Below are 21,251 nucleotides of genomic sequence, written 5' to 3'. Positions count from 1 at the left end.
TTTGCCTTTTTGCCAATTTATGAGCCAATTTGATGATTTTATTGAAGTAAAAGGAGCGCGTGTTCACAACCTTAAAAATATAGACGTTTCTATTCCTAGAGAAAAACTTGTTGTTATTACAGGGTTATCGGGGAGTGGAAAATCGTCGTTAGCTTTTGATACTATTTATGCCGAAGGTCAACGTCGATATATTGAAACCTTTTCAGCTTATGCCCGACAATTTTTAGGAGGATTAGAACGCCCCGATGTTGATAAAATAGATGGCCTCTCTCCCGTAATTGCTATAGAACAAAAAACCACTAGTAAATCGCCACGATCTACGGTTGGTACTATTACAGAGATTTACGATTTTATGCGTTTGCTTTTTGCGCGTGCTAGTGATGCTTACAGCTACAACACAGGCGACAAAATGGTAAGCTATAGTGATGAGCAAATTAAAGCGCTTATTTTAAAAGATTTTAACGGAAAACGCATTAATATCTTAGCACCAGTTGTTCGCTCTAGAAAAGGACATTATCGTGAACTTTTTGAACAAATTGCGAAACAAGGTTTTGTAAAAGTACGTACCGATGGCAAAATAAAAGACCTTGTAAAAGGTATGAAACTCGATCGTTACAAAATGCATGATATTGAAATTGTTATCGATAGATTGAAGATTGACGATACTGCAGATAACGATAAACGCTTAACAGAAACCATAAATACAGCCATGTATCATGGCGAAGATGTGCTTTTGGTTATTGACCAAGACACTCAGGAAGCACGATATTTTAGCAGAAGTTTAATGTGCCCTACTTCGGGAATTTCTTATCCAAATCCAGAACCAAATAATTTTTCGTTCAACTCACCAAAAGGCGCTTGCGATAATTGTAATGGTATTGGAGAACTTTATCAGGTTAACGAAAGTAAAATTGTTCCCGACGATAGCCTTTCTATTAAAAACGGAGCTTTAGCACCACATGGTCCTGAAAAAAACTCTTGGATATTTAAACAGTTTGAAACTATTGCAAAACGTTTCAACTTTAAATTAACCGATGCCTACAAAGATATTCCAAAGGAAGCCAAACAAATTATTATGTATGGTGGTAACGATAAATTTTCAGTAGAAAGTAAAACATTAGGCGTAACTCGTGATTACAAAATAGATTTTGAAGGTGTTGCTAATTTTATTGAAAATCAATATAAAACAGCCGAATCGACTTCTTTAAAACGTTGGGCAAAAGATTATATGGACAAAATTACATGTCCTGTTTGCGAAGGTTCTCGTTTAAAAAAAGAATCGCTTTATTTTAAAATAAACAATAAAAATATTGCAGAATTGGCCAATAGTGATATTGTTGAATTATCTGAATGGTTTAAAAATTTAAACGAGCATCTTTCGGATAAACAATTAAAAATTGCCGAAGAAGTTATAAAAGAAATTAAAACCAGATTACAGTTTTTACTCGATGTTGGTTTAAATTATTTATCATTAAACAGAAGTTCCAAATCGCTTTCGGGTGGTGAGGCACAACGTATCAGGTTAGCTACTCAAATTGGATCGCAACTTGTTGGTGTACTTTATATTTTAGATGAACCTAGTATTGGTTTACACCAACGTGATAATGAAAAACTGATAAATTCATTGGAATCCTTAAGGGATATTGGCAACTCCGTAATTGTTGTTGAACATGATAAAGACATGATCGAACGCGCCGATTACGTGATTGATATTGGTCCGAAAGCGGGAAAACATGGCGGAAATATTATTAGCATCGGAACTCCCGAAGAATTAAAAACTCACGATACGTTAACAGCCGATTATTTAAACGGTAAAAAAGAAATTGAAATCCCTAAAAAACGCAGAGAAGGCAATGGGAATTTCTTAGAACTTAAAGGCTGTACAGGAAATAATTTAAAAAACGTTTCAATAAAACTTCCCTTAGGAAAAATGATTGGTGTTACTGGAGTTTCTGGTAGCGGTAAATCTACTCTAATAAACGAGACCCTCTACCCTATTTTAAACGCCTATTATTTTAATGGAGTTAAAAAACCAATGCCCTATAAAAGCATAAAAGGCTTAGAGCATATTGATAAAGTAATTGATATCAATCAGTCACCTATTGGAAGAACACCTCGAAGTAACCCTGTTACTTACACAGGAACGTTTAGCGAAATCAGAGCTTTATTTGCAAAAATCCCGGAAGCTATGATTCGCGGTTACAAAGCTGGACGTTTTAGTTTTAATGTTAAAGGTGGACGTTGTGAAACTTGCCAAGGTGGTGGTTTACGAGTTATTGAAATGAATTTCCTTCCGGATGTCTATGTAGAATGTGAAACCTGCCAAGGCAAACGTTTTAATCGAGAAACACTAGAAATTCGCTATAAAGGCAAATCTATTAGTGATGTTTTAAACATGACTATTAATGAAGCTGTAGACTTCTTTGAACACATTCCTAAAATATACAGAAAAGTAAAAACTATTCAAGATGTTGGTTTAGGCTATATCACTTTAGGCCAACAAAGTACTACGCTTTCTGGAGGAGAAGCACAACGTATAAAACTCGCCACAGAACTATCCAAAAGAGATACAGGAAACACTTTTTATATTCTTGACGAACCTACAACAGGACTTCATTTTGAAGATATTAGAGTATTAATGATTGTTTTAAATAAATTAGCAGATAAAGGAAATACCGTTTTAATTATTGAGCATAATTTAGACGTTATAAAAACCGTTGATTATATTATTGACATTGGTTACGAGGGCGGAAAAGGTGGCGGTAAGGTTATTGTAGAAGGTACTCCCGAAGTTGTTGCTAAGCATAAAAAGAGTTACACAGCTAAATTTCTAAGGTTGGAACTTGAAAATAGTAAATAATAAAACTCAAGAAGTGATTCTCTGTTTTTAAAAGAGACACTTCAAAAACAAATAAATTTAAAAATATTTTAAACAGAATAAGAAGTATGAAAAAAGAGCAACACCCAAAAGGTTGGAATGAAAAGAAAACAAACGATTCTTGGGCCATTTTTAAAATAATGGGCGAGTTTGTTAATGGATATGAAAAAATGAGTAAAATAGGACCTTGTGTTTCTATTTTTGGATCGGCACGTACTAAACCAGAAGATAAATATTACAAACTAGCTGAAAAAGTTGCAGGAAAAATTGTTGAACATGGTTACGGTGTTATAACTGGTGGTGGCCCTGGAATAATGGAAGCGGGAAACAAAGGTGCTCATTTAGGTGGCGGAACCTCTGTTGGTTTAAATATTGAATTACCTTTTGAGCAACACGATAACCCTTATATTGATAATGATAAAAGTTTAGATTTCGATTATTTCTTTGTTAGAAAAGTAATGTTCGTTAAGTATTCCCAAGGCTTTGTTGTCATGCCAGGTGGATTTGGAACTTTAGATGAATTATTTGAAGCCATTACATTAATACAAACACATAAAATTGGAAAATTCCCAATAATTCTTGTTGGTACCGATTTCTGGGAAGGTTTAATTGATTGGGTAAAAACAACACTTTTAGGCTCTTTTGGAAATATTAGCCCAAAGGATTTAGACTTGATTCATTTAGTAGATACTGAAGATGAAGTGATTACTATACTTGATAAGTTTTATCAAGAATCTAGGTTAACTCCTAATTTTTAACAACCATTGAATCAAGTTAATATAACTAGTTTGGAGATAATCTTAACGTTATAGATTAAAACTCTATCTATATTATTAAATCTAAATAATATAGATAGAGTTTTAACTAAATTATCACATTCATGAGTTACTTAATTTAAATAAAAGACAACTCATAGAAACCAACTCTTAAAGAACAACCAAACTCATTTTTTAATAAATTTAGTTAAACTTAAAAGTTTTATTTTTAAGCCACGTTATTTTATTATATTGCAACACCTTAAGTGCTATAAACCCTATTAATGCTAAAATAATTTGAAGTTACAATTTTTATTTTTTTTCGTGTTTTCTTCAATATGCTTTTCAGGTTTTAGTCAGAATAAAATTGACTTAAAAGCCAAGTTTGACATTGAGAATAAATCTATTATAATTGTACAATCTATTACATATCATAATACTACGGAAGATACATTAAAAACGATTTATCTAAACGACTGGAGCAACAGTTATTCTACAAAAAAAACACCTCTAGCAATACGAATTGCAGACGAATATAAAAATGATTTTCATTTAGCTAAAAATGAAGATCGCGGTTATTCCGTAGTAACTTCTATAAAACAAAATGATGCTGTTTTAAACTTTTCGCGCGTTAAAAACCAAATGGATATTTTAGAGGTTAAGCTTGTTAAGGCGCTCGAACCCCACACTGCTTACACTATTGATCTAGAATACCGTGTGCAAGTCCCTAACAGCAAATTTACAAGTTATGGAATTACAGATTTTGGTGATTTCAATCTACGCTATTGGTATATTACACCAGCAGTTTACGATGGTAAATGGCAATATTACAGTAATAAAGATTTAGATGATCTATATATACCTAAAGCCGACGTTACTTTAGAGATTGAATACCCAGAGAGTTATACAATAACTTCGGAATTAGATGTGTTAGAAACGGCGCAACAAAATGATATAAAAACCATAAAATTAGGAGGAGAAGATAGAATTAACACCAAACTATTTTTAACCAAGCAATCTACTTTCAAAGCTATTAAAAGTGACGATTTTTCTCTAATTTCAAATATAAAAGATGATGATTTAGAAATTATTGATAAGATTTTAATTACCGAAAAAGTTTCCGATTTCTTACTAAAAACCTTTGGTGCATATCCACATGAAAGACTATTAATTACTGAAATAGATTATGCCAAAGACCCCGTTTATGGACTTAATTTTTTACCAAATTTCATAAAACCTTATCCCGATAATTTTCAATACGAATTGAAATTATTAAAACTAATATTACATAATTATTTAGAAAATACACTATTACTAAACCCTAGAAAAGAGCAATGGTTAATAGATGGCATTCAAACTTATTATACTATAAATTACGTAGATGAGTATTATCCTAACATGAAATTCTTAGGTAGCCTGAGTAATTTTTGGGCCATTCGCCCTTTTCATGCAGCCGATATGAAGTTTAACGATAAATATACACTAGCTTACATGCTTATGGCTAGAACAAACAGAGATCAACCTTTAACTATGGCAAAGGATTCTCTTTTAAAATTTAATAAAAATATCGCCAATAAATATAAGGCAGGAATTGGACTTAAATATTTAGATGAGTTTGTAAATGGTGATGTAGTTGAAAATAGTATTAAATCGTTTTTAAAAACAAACAAGTTAAAACCAACCAATACTAAAGCTTTTGAAGCTCTTTTAAAATCAAACACAGATAAAGATATAGATTGGTTTTTTTCTGAATATATATCCACTCGAAAAAAAATAGATTTCAAAATAAAAAAAGTAACAAAAACAGAAGATTCTATTACGTTAACTATTAAAAACAAGAGAAATAACAGCATGCCTGTTTCTCTTTATGCTTTAAATAATGATAGTATTATTTCTAAAACTTGGTTAGAAAACATCTCGGGTATTAAAACCATTACTTTACCAAGAAATGGCGCTAATAAATTAGCTTTAAATTACGAAAATAGTATTCCGGAGAACAACTTAAGGGATAATTGGAAATCACTAAAAGGCTTCTTTTTTAATAACAAACCTTTACAATTTAGACTATTTCAAGATATTGAAGATCCGCATTACAATCAGGTATTTTTTATGCCTGTTGTAGAATTTAATAATATTTACGACGGGCTTACACTTGGAATAAGAGCCTACAACAAAACAGTTTTAAGAAAATTATTTAATTATAGTATAGAACCTCAATATGCCATTAAATCGAAAACTTTTACTGGTGGAGCTTCTGCGTATAAAACACATTATTTTGAAAACAGAAACTTGTATGCTATAAACTACGGTATATCCGGAAGTTACAAATCTTATGCAGAAGATTTATTTGTGAGTAAAATTCAACCATCTATTTCATTGAGTTTTAGAGAACACTCCGATTTAAGATCTAATAAACGGGGATCCCTTAATTTAAGATATTTGGATATTAATAGAGACCAAGACCTTAATAATATATTAACGAACTCAGAACCAAATTACTCTGTTTTTAATGCACGTTATACCAAATCGAACAACAATCTTATAAAATATAGCAGTTGGTATTCCGATTTTCAAGTTGCTAAAAACTTTAGTAAGCTTGCTTTTAATTATGAATACAGAAGATTATTTGAAAACAATAGACAGTTAAATATTCGTTTTTTTACTGGTGCTTTTATTAAAAATAATATACCTACCAATACTAACTATTTTAGTTTTGCTCTAGACCGACCGTCAGATTATTTATTCGACTATTCTTATTTAGGGCGTTCGGAAGCATCAGGTATATTCAGTCAACAATACATAGAAGCCGAAGGAGGCTTTAAATCTAAACTAGATACTCCGTTTGCAAACCAATGGATTTCTACCATAAACACAAGTACAACGCTTTGGAATTACGTTTTACTATATGGTGATATTGGTTTAGTTAAAAACAAACACCGCGATGCACATTTTGTATACGATTCGGGTGTTCGAATTAATTTAGTTACCGACTATTTCGAAATTTACCTTCCACTTTACTCCAATCTTGGATGGGAAATTGGTCAACCCCATTACGACCAAAAAATCAGGTTTAAATTCACTTTAGACCCACAAGCTCTTCTTGGCTTATTTAGACGTCGTTGGTTTTAATTTTTTATAGAATTATCAGTAATACATAATTACTAATACGAAAAAATCAACAAAAACAAGATAAAACAGTATTTAACAAAATTAATAACAGTTTTTTAACGCACTATAATATTGTAAAAATCACTAAGATTGATTACTTTTGCAAAAAGTATTCTATACAATATGCAGACAATTCCAGACGTTACCAACAACCTCTCTTTCGAAGATTTTAAAACAGAAGTTTTAAACGACTACAAAATTGCTGTGGTGAGTCGAGAATGTAGTTTATTAGGTCGCCGAGAAGTTTTAACAGGAAAGGCCAAATTTGGAATTTTTGGAGATGGAAAAGAAGTTCCACAATTAGCCATGGCAAAAGCCTTTTTAAAAGGTGATTGGAGATCAGGATATTATCGCGATCAAACTTTTATGATGGCTATTGGTGCGTTAACCAACGAACAGTTTTTTGCAGGTTTATACGCCAACACTAATTTAGAATTGGAACCTATGTCTGCCGGACGCCAAATGGGTGGTCATTTTGTTACTCACAGTTTAAATGACAATGGGAGTTGGAAAAACCTAACAGAACAGTATAATTCTAGTGCAGATATTTCTCCTACCTCAGGGCAAATGCCTCGTTTATTAGGATTAGCTCAGGCTTCTAAAATATTCCGAAATGTAAAAGATATTAACACCAATAATTTTTCGGTTAAAGGAAATGAAGTTGCTTGGGGTACTATTGGTAACGCAAGTACAAGTGAGGGATTATTTTTTGAAACCATAAATGCAGCAGGTGTATTACAAGTACCTATGGTTATTAGCGTTTGGGATGATGAATACGGAATTTCCGTACATGCCAAACACCAAACCACTAAAGAAAATATTTCTGAAATTTTAAAAGGGTTTCAACGTAATAAAGATGAAAAAGGATACGAAATCCTTAGAGTAAAAGGTTGGGATTATCCTAATTTAATGGAAACCTACCAAGAGGCAGCTAAGATTGCTAGAGAAGAACATGTACCTGTTTTAATTCACGTTACCGAATTAACGCAACCACAAGGTCATTCTACTTCAGGATCGCATGAGCGCTATAAAAATGCAGAACGTTTAGAATGGGAAAACAACCACGATTGTAATGCCAAAATGCGTGAATGGATTATTGAAAGCGGTATTGCAACCAACGAAGCTTTAGTAGAAATAGAACGTACAGCAAAAAGAAATGTACGTGATGCCAAAAAGAATGCTTGGAATACTTTTTTAAGACCAATAAAAAAAGAACAACTTGAGATAATTAATATTTTAAAGCAAGTGGCATCAAAAAGTGCCAACCGTGTTTTTATCTCAAAATTAGCTAGCGATTTAGAAGGTATAACCGAGCCAACTAGAAAAGATATTTTATCCACGGCTAGAAAAACACTTCGCCTAACACTTGGTGAAACTAATACTGAAAAAACGACTCTTGCCAATTGGATAAATTCCAATATAAACAAAACACAACACAACTTTAGTTCGCATTTATATTCGGAAACGCAACGTGCAAACATAAGAATAAAAGAAATTAAGCCAACTTATCCAGACGAAGCAGAATTAGTAGATGGCCGTATTATTATTCGTGATAATTTCGATTATATTCTAAGCAATCACCCAGAAGTTTTAGTTTTTGGTGAAGACACAGGAAAGATTGGAGATGTAAACCAAGGTTTAGAAGGCTTACAAGAAAAGTATGGTGAATTACGAGTTGCCGATACAGGAATTCGTGAAGCAACAATTATTGGTCAAGGTATCGGCATGTCATTACGTGGCTTACGCCCTATTGCAGAAATTCAGTATTTAGATTATATTTTATACGCACTTCAAATTATTAGTGACGATTTAGCTACTCTGCATTACCGTACCAAAGGAAAGCAAAAAGCACCGTTAATTATACGAACTCGAGGACACAGACTTGAAGGTATCTGGCATTCGGGATCACCGATGGGTGGTATTTTAAACCTAGTTAAAGGTGTGCACTTATTGGTACCACGAAACATGACTAAAGCCGCCGGTTTTTATAACACATTATTAAATGGAGATGATCCTGCAATTGTTGTAGAATGTTTAAATGGATACCGTTTAAAAGAAAAAATGCCAAACAATTTAAGTGCTATTAAAACACCTATTGGAGTTGTTGAAACTGTTAAAGAAGGTACAGATATTACTTTAATATCTTATGGTTCTACTCTAAGAATAGTTCAGCAAACAGCGAAAGACCTTATGGCTCTTGGTATTAACGTAGAAATTATTGATGTACAATCATTAATTCCATTCGATTTAAACCATGATATTGTAAAAAGTATAGCAAAAACTAATCGCGTCATGATTATAGATGAAGATGTTCCAGGTGGTGCATCTGCATATATTTTAGACGAAATTTTAATCAAGCAAAATGCTTTTCAATATTTAGATAGTGCACCAAAAACATTAACTGCAAAAGCCCATAGACCAGCTTACGGAAATGATGGTGATTATTTTTCAAAACCTTCAGCTGAAGATATTTTTGAAGCTATTTATGATGTTATGCATGAAAGTAATCCTGCAAATTTCCCTAAATTGAGATAATTCAGTTCATTATAAAAAATAATTAAAAAAGGTTTTGCCGGGTTTCTCCTGTCAAAACCTTTCTTTTTTCATATTAAAATTACTTTTCAATAAAAGCAAGTCTAAATTACTTTGTCTGGCTAAGCTTGTGGAAACCCATATTATTTTATTAAATTTAAAATCTAATTTATTTCTAAATGAAAGCAGTTTCGGCAGTCGCTATTAAAAAAGAATTACAACATCAATCCAACGAAGAGTTAATAGCACTTTGCCTTAGGTTATCACGCTTTAAAAAAGAAAACAAAGAACTCCTCACCTATTTATTATTCGAATCGGCTCATGAAGACGACTATATTCAATCTGTAAAAACATACATAGACAATGAGTTTGAAACCATAAACAGAGATAGCTTTTTTTATATTAGAAAATCTGTTCGAAAAATTCTTAGAAATGTAAAAAAGTTTGTGCGTTATTCACAGAAAAAAGAAACCGAAGCCGAACTACTTATCTATTTCTGCCAAACATTAAAAAATTTTTCACCAAGCATCAAGCGCAGCACACAATTGGTAAATCTCTATGATCGTCAATTACTTATGGTGAAAAAGATAATATCGGGTTTACATGAAGATTTACAATATGATTTTAATGAGATGATTGAAGGATTGAAGGATTGTAAAAATGATTAAACTTAACCAAAACAATATCACATTTTCATAAAACAATTCACATCCCTTTGTTTGAAAGCTTAGCACAATAATTTATCTTTGTTCGCTTAATACGAAAACGATTTATGAAGATTTCATATAACTGGCTAAAGCAATTTTTAAAAACAGATTGGACTCCAGAACAAACCAGCGAATTACTTACCGATTTAGGACTTGAAGTTGAAGGCATTGAAGCCTATCAATCTGTAAAAGGCGGATTAGAAGGTGTTGTAGTTGGTGAGGTTTTAACTTGTGTAAAACACCCAAACGCCGATAAACTAAACATTACTACTGTAAATATTGGTTTAGATGGACCTGTACAAATTGTTTGTGGCGCTCCCAATGTTGCTGCCGGACAAAAAGTACCTGTTGCTACTATTGGAACCACTTTATACTCGGAAGAAGGAGAAGCTTGGACCATTAAAAAAGGTAAAATTAGAGGTGAAGAAAGTTTCGGGATGATTTGTGCTGAAGATGAACTTGGCTTAGGAAAAGGACACGACGGTATTTTAGTTTTAGATGAAACATTAGAAGTTGGTACGCCTGCAGCAGATATTTTCGAAATTGAAAACGATCAAGTTTTTGAAATTGGATTAACACCAAACCGTGCCGATGCCATGAGTCATTTTGGAACAGCCCGTGATTTAAAAGCTGGACTAATCCAAAAAGACATAAACTTAGAACTTATTACACCATCGGTAAGTGCCTTTCACGTTGAAAACCGCACCCTAAAAATGGATATCGATGTGCATAATAAGGAATTAGCACCACGCTACTGTGGCGTTACTATTTCTGGTATAAAAGTAAAAGAATCTCCAGCTTGGTTGCAACACCGCTTAAAAGCGATTGGACTAAGCCCAATAAATAATATTGTTGATGCTACTAATTATGTTTTACATGAATTAGGGCAACCACTACACGCTTTTGATGCAGCAAAAATATCGGGTAATAAAGTTGAAGTTAAAACCTTAGAAGCTGGAACAAAATTTATCACTTTAGATGGTGTAGAACGTGAATTACACGAAGATGACCTAATGATTTGTGATGCTGAAAAACCAATGTGTATTGCTGGTGTTTTTGGCGGATTAAACTCTGGAGTTTCAGAACATACTACAAGTATCTTTTTAGAAAGTGCTTATTTTAATCCAGTAAGTGTTCGTAAAACGGCAAAAAGACACGCTTTAAATACTGACGCTTCTTTTAGATTTGAACGTGGCATTGATCCAAACATTACGGAATATGCTTTAAAACGCGCAACTTTATTAATTCAGGAATTAGCTGGTGGGGAAATTACTAGTGATATTATTGATTTCTATCCAAAGAAAATTCAAGATTTCGAAGTTAGATTAAGTTTCGATAATGCTGAAAAATTAATTGGAGAGGAAATTCCGAAGGAAACTATAAAACGTATTTTATCTTCTTTAGATATAAAAATAAACAATGTTACAGAAACTGGGTTAGGTTTAACGGTGCCTGCATACCGAAACGATGTGCAGCGTGAAGCAGATATTATAGAAGAAATTTTGCGTGTTTACGGTTACAATAACGTAAAAACTACCGAAAAACTAAACGCTTCTATTTCTCCTACATCACGTTTTGAGGATTATAAAATTCAAAATATTACAGGAAATCAATTGGCTTCGCAAGGGTTTTTCGAAATACTATCAAACTCACTTACAACGCCAAATTACGCTGCTTTAAGTGAACAATTAAAAGAAGAACACAATATTACCATGCTAAACCCTTTAAGTAACGATTTGTCGGTTATGCGCCAATCGCTATTATTTTCAGGTTTAGAGGCTGTATCATTCAACATCAATAGAAAACGTGGTGATTTAAAATTATTCGAATTCGGAAAAACCTACCATGGTTACCAAGATAAGCGCGAAGAATTTAAACATCTAGCTGTATTTTCAACGGGAAATCAATCACAAGATAACTGGATTTCATCTAGCGAAAAAAGTGATTTCTTCTTTATGAAAGGGAGTATTATCTCTCTTTTAGAACGTTTAGGCATTTCTAGATTTAGCGAAGCGCCAACTAAAAACGATTTAATAAGTGAAGGAATAAGCCTAGGTTTAGGAAAAACTACTTTAGTGGATTTTGGATTAGTTAAAAATCAAGTTTTAAAGCATTTTGACATTAGCCAAGATGTTATTTTTGCAGACTTTAACTGGGATGCTATTTTAGATGTTGTTAAACGCAATAAAATTACTTTTAAAGCCATTACCAAATATCCTGAAGTAAAGCGTGATTTCGCTTTATTATTGGATGACAATGTAACCTTTGAGTCTATTTATAAATTGGCAAAACAAAGTGAAAAGCAATTACTAAAATCGGTTAACCTTTTTGATGTTTACCAAGGTAAAAACCTTCCAACAGGCAAAAAGAGTTACGCAGTGAGTTTTACTCTTCAAGATGAAAACAAAACGTTAACCGATAAACAAATTGATAAAATAATGAACAAATTGAAATCGAGTTTTGAAAGACAACTTGGTGCGGAATTAAGATAGTTAAACACGTGTTAAAAATTAAAAGTCGGCCATGGCCGGCTTTTTTTGTGTTTAAAAATGTTGTATATTTAGTTAGAACATTAAACTAAAATTTATTATGACAAATTCAAACTATATAAAAGTTTTCTCTGGAGACTTTATTGTTGTACAACGTATTGTTTCAGATTTAGAAAATGAGAACATTACAGCTGTAATAAAAGATGAAACAGAATCTGGAAGACTAGCTGGATTTGGCTCGGCTATACAAGGCCTTCAAGAAATTTATGTACATAAGGATGAGCTAGAAAAAGCGACGTCAATTATTGAAGGTATAAATTTAGAAATAGAGCCTTAAAAAAAAGTGTTGGCGCACACGCAAAAACTTAACTGATTTTTAACGCTTTAACTCTTTATTTTGATTACTTTATTTATTATCTTGTAGGAATAAACTTTTAAAAACAAACTACAATGAAAAACTACATTAAAGTATTTACCGGAAATCTCAACGATGTACAACGTGTTTTTAATGACTTAGCAGCACTTAATATTTGTGCAGTAATTAGAGCCAAATCGAAGTTTGAGCGTATTAATTATCCTGGTGATTTAAATCAGACCTTACAAGACATTCTAGTACACAAAGACGAACTTGAACGCGCTACTGATGTTATTGATCATTTAATGGGTAAAAACACTTCTAAATTGGTTCAAAACAATTCTAATAGCAAACCAATACGTAGGAATTATGCTTAATACTTAATTAATTTACTAGTTAGTTTTTAAAATTATTATTTTATAACAAAACAAACTAAACTCAAAAAAAACACTGATTTTAAGTACAACAAATTAAAATCTGCACGATCTACCACAATGAAAGGACTTTTAGCGAAGTCCTTTTTTTTTACCATAAGCTTGAAATATTTAAAGAGATCGTTTTCAAGCAAAATAAAAAAGGGTTGTTGAAAACTAATTTCAATAACCCTTTTTTTAAAATTGTATAATTGCCAAGCAAAAATTTAAATAAATACTTTAGTAAATTTAAAGCAATATATTAAGCTTTTACGGTGTACATTTTATCACGTAATTCCTTTATTTTTTTGTCTTGCATATATTCATCAAAAGTGGTGTAACGATCTATAACACCGTTTGGAGTTAACTCCACTACTCTATTACCAACAGTTTGCGCAAACTCATGATCGTGTGTTGTAAACAACATAGTACCTTTAAAGTTTTTAAGCGAATTGTTAAAAGCTGTAATACTTTCCAGATCTAAATGATTTGTTGGCTCATCAAGCATTAGCACATTTGCACGCACCATCATCATTCTACTAAGCATACAACGCACTTTTTCTCCTCCCGAAAGTACATTCGATTTTTTAAGCGCTTCTTCTCCACTAAAAATCATTTTACCTAGAAAACCACGAATATGTACTTCTTCACGTTCTTCTTCGGTTGTAGCCCATTGACGTAGCCAATCTACTAAACTTAAATCATTTTCAAAAAACTCACTATTATCAAGAGGTAAATAAGATTGTGTAGTTGTTACACCCCAAGCAAACTCACCAGAATCAGCTTTTTCATTATTATTTATAATTTGATAAAATGCCGTTGTTGCTCTAGAATCTCTAGAAAACACAACCACTTTATCTCCTTTTGCCAAGTTTAAATCAATATTTTTAAAAAGCATTTCGCCTTCAAGTGAAGCTGTTAAACCTTCTATATTTAAAATTTGATCGCCTGCTTCTCTATCGCGATCAAAAATAATAGCTGGATAACGACGACTTGTACGTCTAATATCTCCAATATTTAATTTTTCAATCATCTTTTTTCTACTTGTTGCTTGTTTACTTTTTGCAACATTTGCAGAAAAACGACGAATAAATTCTTCTAACTCTTTCTTTTTCTCTTCAGCCTTTTTGTTTTGTTGTGCATGTTGGCGAGCTGCTAATTGAGACGACTCGTACCAGAAAGTATAGTTACCAGAATAATGGTTAATTTTTCCGAAATCAATATCAGAAATATGCGTACAAACGGCATCTAAAAAGTGTCTATCATGCGATACAACAATTACACAATTATCATAATTGGCCAAAAAGTTTTCTAACCAAGAAATTGTTTCGTAATCCAAATCATTGGTAGGCTCATCCATAATTAGTACATCTGGATTTCCAAATAAAGCTTGTGCTAATAATACACGCACTTTTTGTTTACCATCCAAATCGGCCATTAAAGTATAATGAAATTCTTCCTTAATACCCAAGTTAGATAACATAGAAGCGGCATTACTATCAGCATTCCAACCATCCATTTCTTCAAACCTAACCTGAAGTTCTCCTATTTTCTCAGCATTTTCGTCTGTATAATCAGCATAAAGTGCATCAATTTCAGTTTTAATATCAAATAATGGTTTATTACCCATTAAAATAGTTTCTAAAACCGTACTCTCATCATAAAGGTTGTGGTTTTGCTCTAAAACCGACATACGCTTACCTGCCTCTAAGGAAACATGTCCAGAAGTTGGCTCCATTTTACCTGAGATAATCTTTAAAAATGTAGATTTCCCAGATCCATTTGCACCAATGATTCCATAGCAATTGCCATTATTAAAGGTCGTGCTTACTTCATCAAATAGAATACGTTTTCCGAATTGAACAGAAAGATTTGAAACTGATAACATAAAAGGTTGTTTATTTTTTTTGCAAAAGTAAAAAAATACATTGGTAAGAAGAAACTTAGAAGCTCTAATTTTTGCAGTGTTAAAGCTTTAATCCATTATTAGTCTAAATAACATTTAACAACGCATTAACAGCAGATTATGAAAACAAGGCATATTTTTGTTCTGTAGATACTTTGCAAAAACCAAGACTTTATATGAGAATATTATTTTCAATATTATCAATTACACTTTTAATATCAGGCTGTAAAAATAACGCTCACGACCTGAGTGATGGCTTTGCATATATTGGAGGGGAAATTGTAAATCCTATTGAAAATACCATTATTTTAGAAAGTAGGAATAAAATTATTGACACTATAAAACTTGACGGTAGAAATAGGTTTATATATAAAATTAATAATTTGCACCCAGGTTTATACACTTTTAAACATGGTAGTGAATATCAAATGATAATTCTTGAACCTAACGACAGTTTACTTTTTAGATTAAACACATTCGATTTTGATGAATCTTTAGTTTACACTGGCCGTGGTGCAAAACAAAATAACTTTTTGTTAAATGAGTTTTTAGAAAACAAAAAGACAGAACAAGCCGTTAGAAGATTTAAAGCACTCGATCCAGAAAAGTTTACTGCTAAATTAGACTCGATAAAACAAGCACAACTTGCTAAATTTAAAAAATTTAAAAAGAAAAATGATGTTAGTAAAACTTTTGAGAATTTAATTTTAGAACATATCAATTTTTCCTACTACGCTAGTAAAGAAACTTATCCTTTTAGAAGCAATAGAACTGAAATTGAAAAAATATATAAAACGCTTCCTAAAGATTTTTATGCCTATAGAAAAGATATTGATTACAATAATTCTAAATTAAGAGACTTTGTTACTTATAAATGGTTTTTAAAATCGAACATAAGTAATTTGGCTTTAAACGAACACTTAGCACATTGTAATAAATTTGATTTTAAAAGAGGTCGTTCGCTTTGTTTTAACTTAGATCGACTTAAACAAATAGATAGTTTAATTTCTGATAAAAGTTTAAAAGAAGAATTACTTTATCATTACACCGTTAAATTTCTTTCGTTAAGTCATGATACGAAAGAAACAAATACCATTCTTAAAAATTATTTAGCCAAAACAGAAAATGAGAAAGGCAAACAAATGATTATTAATTATGCCGAGGCTGTTAGTAAATTAGATAAAGGAAATAAGCTACCGCCTCTTGATATTGTAGATTACAGAAACAACTCTCAAGAACTTAGTGACATAGTAAAAGGACCAACGGTAATTACGTTTTGGTCTAATATGTATTACGATCATTTTAAAACCAGCCATCATAAACTAAAAAGTTTAAAAGCAAAATATCCAGAAGTAACTTTTATAAGTATCAATATTGATAATTATAATGTAAATAAAGCAAGACGCCTATTACAATCTAATGGCTTTGTTAGTGGAAACGAATACTTTTTTAAATCGCCAAAATTAGCATCGGAAGCTTTAGCTATTCATCCAGTAACTAAAACCTTCATAATAAATAAAAACAAAACGATATCTAACGGCAATACTAATATTTTTTATAGCAAGTTTGAAGATCAACTTCTTGGCCTACTCAAAAAATAATTTAGCCTAAAGCTTATAGTGATTCATAAGCATTTTTTCATAGACCGCATCTGGAAGAATTCGTTTTAAGACAATTGAAAACTTCTGCATAAACGCACCAACTTTATAATGTATTTTAGGGTTTTTGGAGTTTATTATACTAAAAACAGCCTTTGCCATTTCATTAGGATCACTTCCTCCATCAACATGAGAGTCCATTAAACTTAAAGTTTCACCGTAAGGTTTTTTGTAAGGTGAATTTTCTAGTAATGGTGCATGATAGCGTCCTGCAGCAATATTGGTTGCAAAATCGCCAGGTGCTACATTAGTCATTTTAATATTGAAATCTTTCAACTCCATTCTAAACGCTTCTGTTATCAATTCTAAGGCGCCTTTACTCGCACTATAAACACCACGATACGGTAACCCCATATAACCAGCAATAGATGTTACATTAATAATTAAACCCGAATTTTGTACGCGCATTTGGGGCAAAACGGCTTTTATTACATTAATAGGTCCGAAAAAATTAGTATCGAAATTATTCTTGATTTCAACATCTGGAATTTCTTCAATTGGACCTGTAATTCCCGCGCCAGCGTTATTAATTACCACATCTAACTTGCCTTCATTTGCAATTATTGTAGCAACTGTTTCTTCAATAGTTTGATTATCCTTTACATCTAAAGCCAAAATAGGAAATTTACTACCCTTGTATTTCTCCGGATTTCTACTGGTTCCGTAAACAATAAATCCGTTAGTTTTTAAAAACTCGCCAATAGATTTACCTATTCCCGAAGAACCTCCTGTGATTAATACAACTTTAGACATGCTTTTTGTATGAAAATTAAAAATGTAAAATTAATAATGAATTTTAATATACCACTTAAATTATTAAAATTGTTTTATAAAGAAGATACAATATAAAACTAAAAAATCTCGATAAGCCTAAGCTTTCAAGATTTCAGTTTATTGTAAAAAAAAAGGCAAGCTACCTACATCACACTGCTACGACCATTTACCTTTGCTGCGTTCCCGCCCTGGAGGATTCAACAGGAGCTAGTTGTGTAGGACTTGCCGGGTGCAAATATACAACCTTTTAAAAAATTCACAATATTTTTTTTAACTGATTTTAAATAAATATCTTGCTTAAAATTTAAAGCTCGAAATGAAAACATTCAAACACTTAATAATCATATTTTTAAGCACACTAATTATTGCTTGCGGATCTAATAACGGACTAAAAAAAAATGATTTCAACGTTATAACGAACGCTGAAAAAGGGAATATTTCAGTAAATAAGACCTTAAAACTTTCTTTAGAAAATAAAAAAAGTCATAAAATTGATTCTGTTTCCTATACTTTAAACGGTAAGCGAATTGAAAATAATACAGCTTTAAGCAATTTTAAATTAGGTAAACAAACTATTGAAGCTACAGTTTATTATAATGGTGAGAAACAAAGTATAAATACTTCCGTTACTATTTTGAATGATGAATCACCAAAAATATTCACCTATAAAATTTTAAACGAATACCCACACGATATTACATCTTATACACAAGGTTTAGAGTTTTATAATGATACATTATATGAAAGCACTGGCCAAAATAAAGAATCTAAACTTAGAAAAGTAGACTATAAAACAGGAGAAATTCTTAAAAACATCAATTTAGCCGATGAGTTTTTTGGTGAAGGATTAACAGTTTTAAATGATAAAATTTATCAATTAACTTGGCAAAAAGGAACTGGTTTTGTTTACGATGTAAATACATTCGAAAAATTAGACAGCTTTAAATACGCTAATAGTAAAGAAGGTTGGGGTTTAACACATAATGAGAAATCGATTTATAAAAGCGATGGTACCGAAAAAATATGGTTATTAAATCCTGAAACTTTAGTTGAAGAAGGCTACATACAAGTGTTTACCAATAAAGGTAAAATTATTGGTATTAATGAAATGGAATGGATTGATGATAACATTTTCGCTAACCGTTACCAAAAAGATGGTGTAGCTATTATTAACCCAAAAAACGGTGCAGTAATAGGTGTAATCGACTTTTCTCCATTAAAGAAACTAGTAACCCAACACGAAGGTTTAGATGTTTTAAACGGCATTGCTTACAATCCAAAAACTAAAACCATATTTGTTACAGGTAAGCACTGGGATAAATTATTTGAAGTAGAGGTAATGGAAAAATAAAAACTTAATAGTTTATTCCTTAGAAAGTCAAAAAGATGGTTAAATCTCTTTTTGACTTTTTTTTATAAACAGTTTTAAGCTTCTTTTTCTTCAAATTTAAAAAGACCAAAAGCTACAGGAATAAATGATAAACCAACAACAATGAAAAGTATAAAGGCATTTCTTAATCCAAAAGCATGTGCCAGATAACCTATTAGCGGTGGCCCAATAAGCATACCTATAATAGCGTAAGTCGTTATAATTGAAATAGCCATACCTGGCGAATACTTTTTAGAGTTTCCTGCTAAAGACATCGTTACAGGAAAAAAGGCAGCCGTACCAAAACCAACTAAAAAGAACCCAAATAATGCGGTCCAAAACTTAGGAAATAGTACTGCCATAGATATCCCGATAACAACTAAAGAACTACTTAAAATATACGTTTTTAAAACACCTATTCTTGTCACTAATTTATCTGAGAAGAAACGAGACAACGCCATAGTAGTCATAAACATTAAATAGCCATACGTAAAAACATCTTCTTTTAAAACTTCTTTAAAATAGACACCACTCCAATCGAACATACCACCTTCGCAAATGGCTGCAAAAAACACAATTAACCCTAAACACATAATGTAAGGATCAGGCTTGCTTACTATTAATTTATTTCCAGAAGGTGCTTTATCATTTTTTAAAGTATACCTATAGGTTGCCAAAGCTACAAATATTGCAAAAATGGCTATACTTAATAAATGAATATGGATAGGCACTTTAAACTTAACCATGATAGTTGAATATAACACACCAAACAAGCCACCTGTGCTCCAAAGTCCGTGAAAAGCTCCTACTACCCGCTTTTCAAATTTTTTCTGTAAGGTAATGGATTGTGTGTTAATCGAAATATTCAAAATTCGTAAACAAAAAGCAAAACTAGAAATTGACAAAATCAATCCTAATGTGGTTGTTGCAAAACCAATCATAGCCAATGATATTGAAAAACAAACAAAGGCAAATATTAATGGAATACGACTATCGAATTTAGAAACTAGCCAGCCAGAAATAGGCAAACCAATCAAGGAACTTACTGGCATAGCAATAAGTATGGTACCTAGTTCCGCTTCATTTAAATTAAAAAAAGTTTTTATAGTTGGAATTCGTGATGCCCAAGTTGCAAAACAAATCCCAGATAAAAAAAAGTAAACGCTTAAAGCAATGCGCTGTTTTACTCGTAATTCCATTTAAAAAAATATTACTTTTTGAAGTTGCAAAAGTAATGTAACATTTTATTTTAAATGCAATAATTTAAGCATTACTTATGCACAGCACTTTGCGTACAGGGGCAATTACTAATACCTTGTAAGAAGTCGAACCCAACAGTTATTACATGCGTTCCTGAGTTATAAGATGATAAGCCATTCATTGTAATTTGATAAGAATACCCAAAATAGAATTGCGATTTTTTAAAACCCGCCATAGGTCCAATGTTTAATGGTTTCATTAACTGGTCATTCAGAAAACGATAAGAAATTCCTGCCCAATAGTAATCTTCGTTTCTACTAAATTTACGCATTTTTAAGTTGATATCGGTTGCCGAACGTTTATCACTTGCAAACATTTGATAAAAAATGGAAGGCTCAAATTCTAAACCACTTTTCTTAGGCCCACTAAAAGTGTATCCCGAATATATTTGATAGTTTAAAAGTAAATTAGGTTCTAGTTCTCTAAAATCTTCAAGCTCTTTGGCTAGAACATTATTAGCATTAAAACTTAAAAAGAAGCCGTGATTTCTATATAACGCACCAACATCGAAATTCTGATTTGATGTTTTTCTATTATCGGTAATAAAGGGATCTAAAGATGGGTTCTCAATAGTTGTGTTAAATTGATCAATATCAATTCTGAAATTATTCAGATTTAAAGAAATACCAAAAGATAAATATTGCTTAGAATAATAATCTAAAATAAGGTGATGTGCAAATGAAAATTTAGCACCAGTTTGAATAGTATAGCCATTTCTATCATTGTAAAATGAAACACCTACACCAGAGCGATCGGCTATTCTAAAATCGGCATAAATAGATTGATTATCTGGTGCATCTTTTATACCTACCCACTGTGTTAAACCGTTGGCTCTAATTCTCAAGTTATCACCAATTCCAGCATAGGTTGGAGATATTACAAAATCATTTTCTGCTAAATGTTGTGTAAAAACAGGTAAATTAAGTTCTTGACTATAAGCATTTGCCATAACCATAAGAAGCAGATATACTAATATTTTTTTCATTT

Annotated in this window: 14 protein-coding genes and 1 other RNA gene; 10 read left to right on the top strand and 5 right to left on the bottom strand. The window is 31.8% G+C overall.

Features of this window, described 5'->3' with window-relative positions; all coding sequences use genetic code 11:
* The first annotated feature begins 19 nt into the window (after positions 1 to 19).
* From uvrA to GQR97_RS12905, 8 genes are all read left to right on the top strand, one after another.
* Entirely contained in the window at positions 20 to 2,860 is a 2,841-nt protein-coding gene (uvrA, locus tag GQR97_RS12940; protein WP_158849050.1) for an excinuclease ABC subunit UvrA, read from the top strand.
* A gap of 86 nt (positions 2,861 to 2,946) precedes the next feature.
* Entirely contained in the window at positions 2,947 to 3,636 is a 690-nt protein-coding gene (locus GQR97_RS12935) for a TIGR00730 family Rossman fold protein (RefSeq protein ID WP_158849048.1), read from the top strand.
* 294 nt (positions 3,637 to 3,930) lie between these two features.
* Entirely contained in the window at positions 3,931 to 6,762 is a 2,832-nt protein-coding gene (locus GQR97_RS12930) for a metalloprotease (RefSeq protein WP_158849046.1), read from the top strand.
* 162 nt (positions 6,763 to 6,924) lie between these two features.
* Entirely contained in the window at positions 6,925 to 9,336 is a 2,412-nt protein-coding gene (locus tag GQR97_RS12925) for a thiamine pyrophosphate-dependent enzyme (RefSeq protein ID WP_158849044.1), read from the top strand.
* Positions 9,337 to 9,512: 176 nt separating this feature from the next.
* The gene (locus tag GQR97_RS12920) at positions 9,513 to 10,001 is read left to right on the top strand and encodes a hypothetical protein (protein WP_158849042.1); all 489 of its coding nucleotides are present in this window, start codon (positions 9,513 to 9,515) and stop codon (positions 9,999 to 10,001) included.
* 104 nt (positions 10,002 to 10,105) lie between these two features.
* On the top strand, positions 10,106 to 12,532 hold the full coding sequence (pheT, locus tag GQR97_RS12915; RefSeq protein WP_158849040.1) for a phenylalanine--tRNA ligase subunit beta: 2,427 nt from the start codon (positions 10,106 to 10,108) through the stop codon (positions 12,530 to 12,532).
* Between the two features lie 97 nt (positions 12,533 to 12,629).
* A complete protein-coding gene (locus GQR97_RS12910) occupies positions 12,630 to 12,866 on the top strand; it encodes a putative signal transducing protein (protein WP_158849038.1) in 237 nt (78 codons plus the stop codon).
* Positions 12,867 to 12,979: 113 nt separating this feature from the next.
* Positions 12,980 to 13,261 (top strand): DUF2007 domain-containing protein, encoded by a 282-nt coding sequence (locus GQR97_RS12905; protein ID WP_158849036.1) that lies wholly within the window; start codon positions 12,980 to 12,982, stop codon positions 13,259 to 13,261.
* 298 nt (positions 13,262 to 13,559) lie between these two features.
* On the opposite strand, the gene GQR97_RS12900 is transcribed toward GQR97_RS12905, so the two are convergent.
* On the bottom strand, positions 13,560 to 15,185 hold the full coding sequence (locus GQR97_RS12900) for an ABC-F family ATP-binding cassette domain-containing protein (RefSeq protein WP_158849034.1): 1,626 nt from the start codon (positions 15,183 to 15,185) through the stop codon (positions 13,560 to 13,562).
* A gap of 194 nt (positions 15,186 to 15,379) precedes the next feature.
* Here GQR97_RS12900 and GQR97_RS12895 point away from each other — a divergent pair, with 194 nt between their 5' ends.
* Positions 15,380 to 16,804, top strand: a complete 1,425-nt coding sequence (locus GQR97_RS12895) for a TlpA family protein disulfide reductase (RefSeq protein ID WP_158849032.1) — start codon at positions 15,380 to 15,382, stop codon at positions 16,802 to 16,804.
* A 6-nt stretch (positions 16,805 to 16,810) separates the two neighbouring features.
* Here the strand turns inward: GQR97_RS12895 and GQR97_RS12890 are convergent, their stop codons facing one another.
* The gene (locus GQR97_RS12890) at positions 16,811 to 17,614 is read right to left on the bottom strand and encodes an SDR family oxidoreductase (protein WP_158849030.1); all 804 of its coding nucleotides are present in this window, start codon (positions 17,612 to 17,614) and stop codon (positions 16,811 to 16,813) included.
* Between the two features lie 150 nt (positions 17,615 to 17,764).
* Positions 17,765 to 17,863, bottom strand: an RNA gene (gene ffs, locus GQR97_RS12885) — signal recognition particle sRNA small type.
* 88 nt (positions 17,864 to 17,951) lie between these two features.
* On the opposite strand from ffs, the gene GQR97_RS12880 reads away from it, so the two are divergent.
* Complete coding sequence (locus GQR97_RS12880) at positions 17,952 to 18,986, top strand: glutaminyl-peptide cyclotransferase (protein WP_158849028.1); 1,035 nt, start codon at positions 17,952 to 17,954, stop codon at positions 18,984 to 18,986.
* A gap of 74 nt (positions 18,987 to 19,060) precedes the next feature.
* On the opposite strand, the gene GQR97_RS12875 is transcribed toward GQR97_RS12880, so the two are convergent.
* Together GQR97_RS12875 and GQR97_RS12870 are read right to left on the bottom strand one after the other, a co-directional pair.
* Complete coding sequence (locus GQR97_RS12875) at positions 19,061 to 20,203, bottom strand: MFS transporter (RefSeq protein ID WP_158849026.1); 1,143 nt, start codon at positions 20,201 to 20,203, stop codon at positions 19,061 to 19,063.
* A gap of 71 nt (positions 20,204 to 20,274) precedes the next feature.
* The gene (locus tag GQR97_RS12870; RefSeq protein ID WP_158849024.1) at positions 20,275 to 21,249 is read right to left on the bottom strand and encodes a type IX secretion system membrane protein PorP/SprF; all 975 of its coding nucleotides are present in this window, start codon (positions 21,247 to 21,249) and stop codon (positions 20,275 to 20,277) included.
* Positions 21,250 to 21,251: the final 2 nt, after the last annotated feature.

The sequence above is a fragment of the Algibacter sp. L1A34 genome, assembly GCF_009796805.1.
GTDB lineage: Bacteria > Bacteroidota > Bacteroidia > Flavobacteriales > Flavobacteriaceae > Algibacter.
The sequence above is the reverse complement of the archived record's forward strand: the minus strand, read 5'-3'. Positions and strand labels throughout refer to the sequence as shown.

Bases quoted from the DNA above. Each gene is read 5' to 3' on its own strand.
- uvrA (WP_158849050.1), top strand. From the start codon at position 20: ATGAGCCAATTTGATGATTTTATTGAAGTAAAAGGAGCGCGTGTTCAC.
- GQR97_RS12935 (WP_158849048.1), top strand. From the start codon at position 2,947: ATGAAAAAAGAGCAACACCCAAAAGGTTGGAATGAAAAGAAAACAAAC.
- GQR97_RS12925 (WP_158849044.1), top strand. From the start codon at position 6,925: ATGCAGACAATTCCAGACGTTACCAACAACCTCTCTTTCGAAGATTTT.
- GQR97_RS12920 (WP_158849042.1), top strand. From the start codon at position 9,513: ATGAAAGCAGTTTCGGCAGTCGCTATTAAAAAAGAATTACAACATCAA.
- pheT (WP_158849040.1), top strand. From the start codon at position 10,106: ATGAAGATTTCATATAACTGGCTAAAGCAATTTTTAAAAACAGATTGG.
- GQR97_RS12910 (WP_158849038.1), top strand. From the start codon at position 12,630: ATGACAAATTCAAACTATATAAAAGTTTTCTCTGGAGACTTTATTGTT.
- GQR97_RS12905 (WP_158849036.1), top strand. From the start codon at position 12,980: ATGAAAAACTACATTAAAGTATTTACCGGAAATCTCAACGATGTACAA.
- GQR97_RS12900 (WP_158849034.1), bottom strand. From the start codon at position 15,185: ATGTTATCAGTTTCAAATCTTTCTGTTCAATTCGGAAAACGTATTCTA.
- GQR97_RS12895 (WP_158849032.1), top strand. From the start codon at position 15,380: ATGAGAATATTATTTTCAATATTATCAATTACACTTTTAATATCAGGC.
- GQR97_RS12890 (WP_158849030.1), bottom strand. From the start codon at position 17,614: ATGTCTAAAGTTGTATTAATCACAGGAGGTTCTTCGGGAATAGGTAAA.
- GQR97_RS12880 (WP_158849028.1), top strand. From the start codon at position 17,952: ATGAAAACATTCAAACACTTAATAATCATATTTTTAAGCACACTAATT.
- GQR97_RS12875 (WP_158849026.1), bottom strand. From the start codon at position 20,203: ATGGAATTACGAGTAAAACAGCGCATTGCTTTAAGCGTTTACTTTTTT.
- GQR97_RS12870 (WP_158849024.1), bottom strand. From the start codon at position 21,249: ATGAAAAAAATATTAGTATATCTGCTTCTTATGGTTATGGCAAATGCT.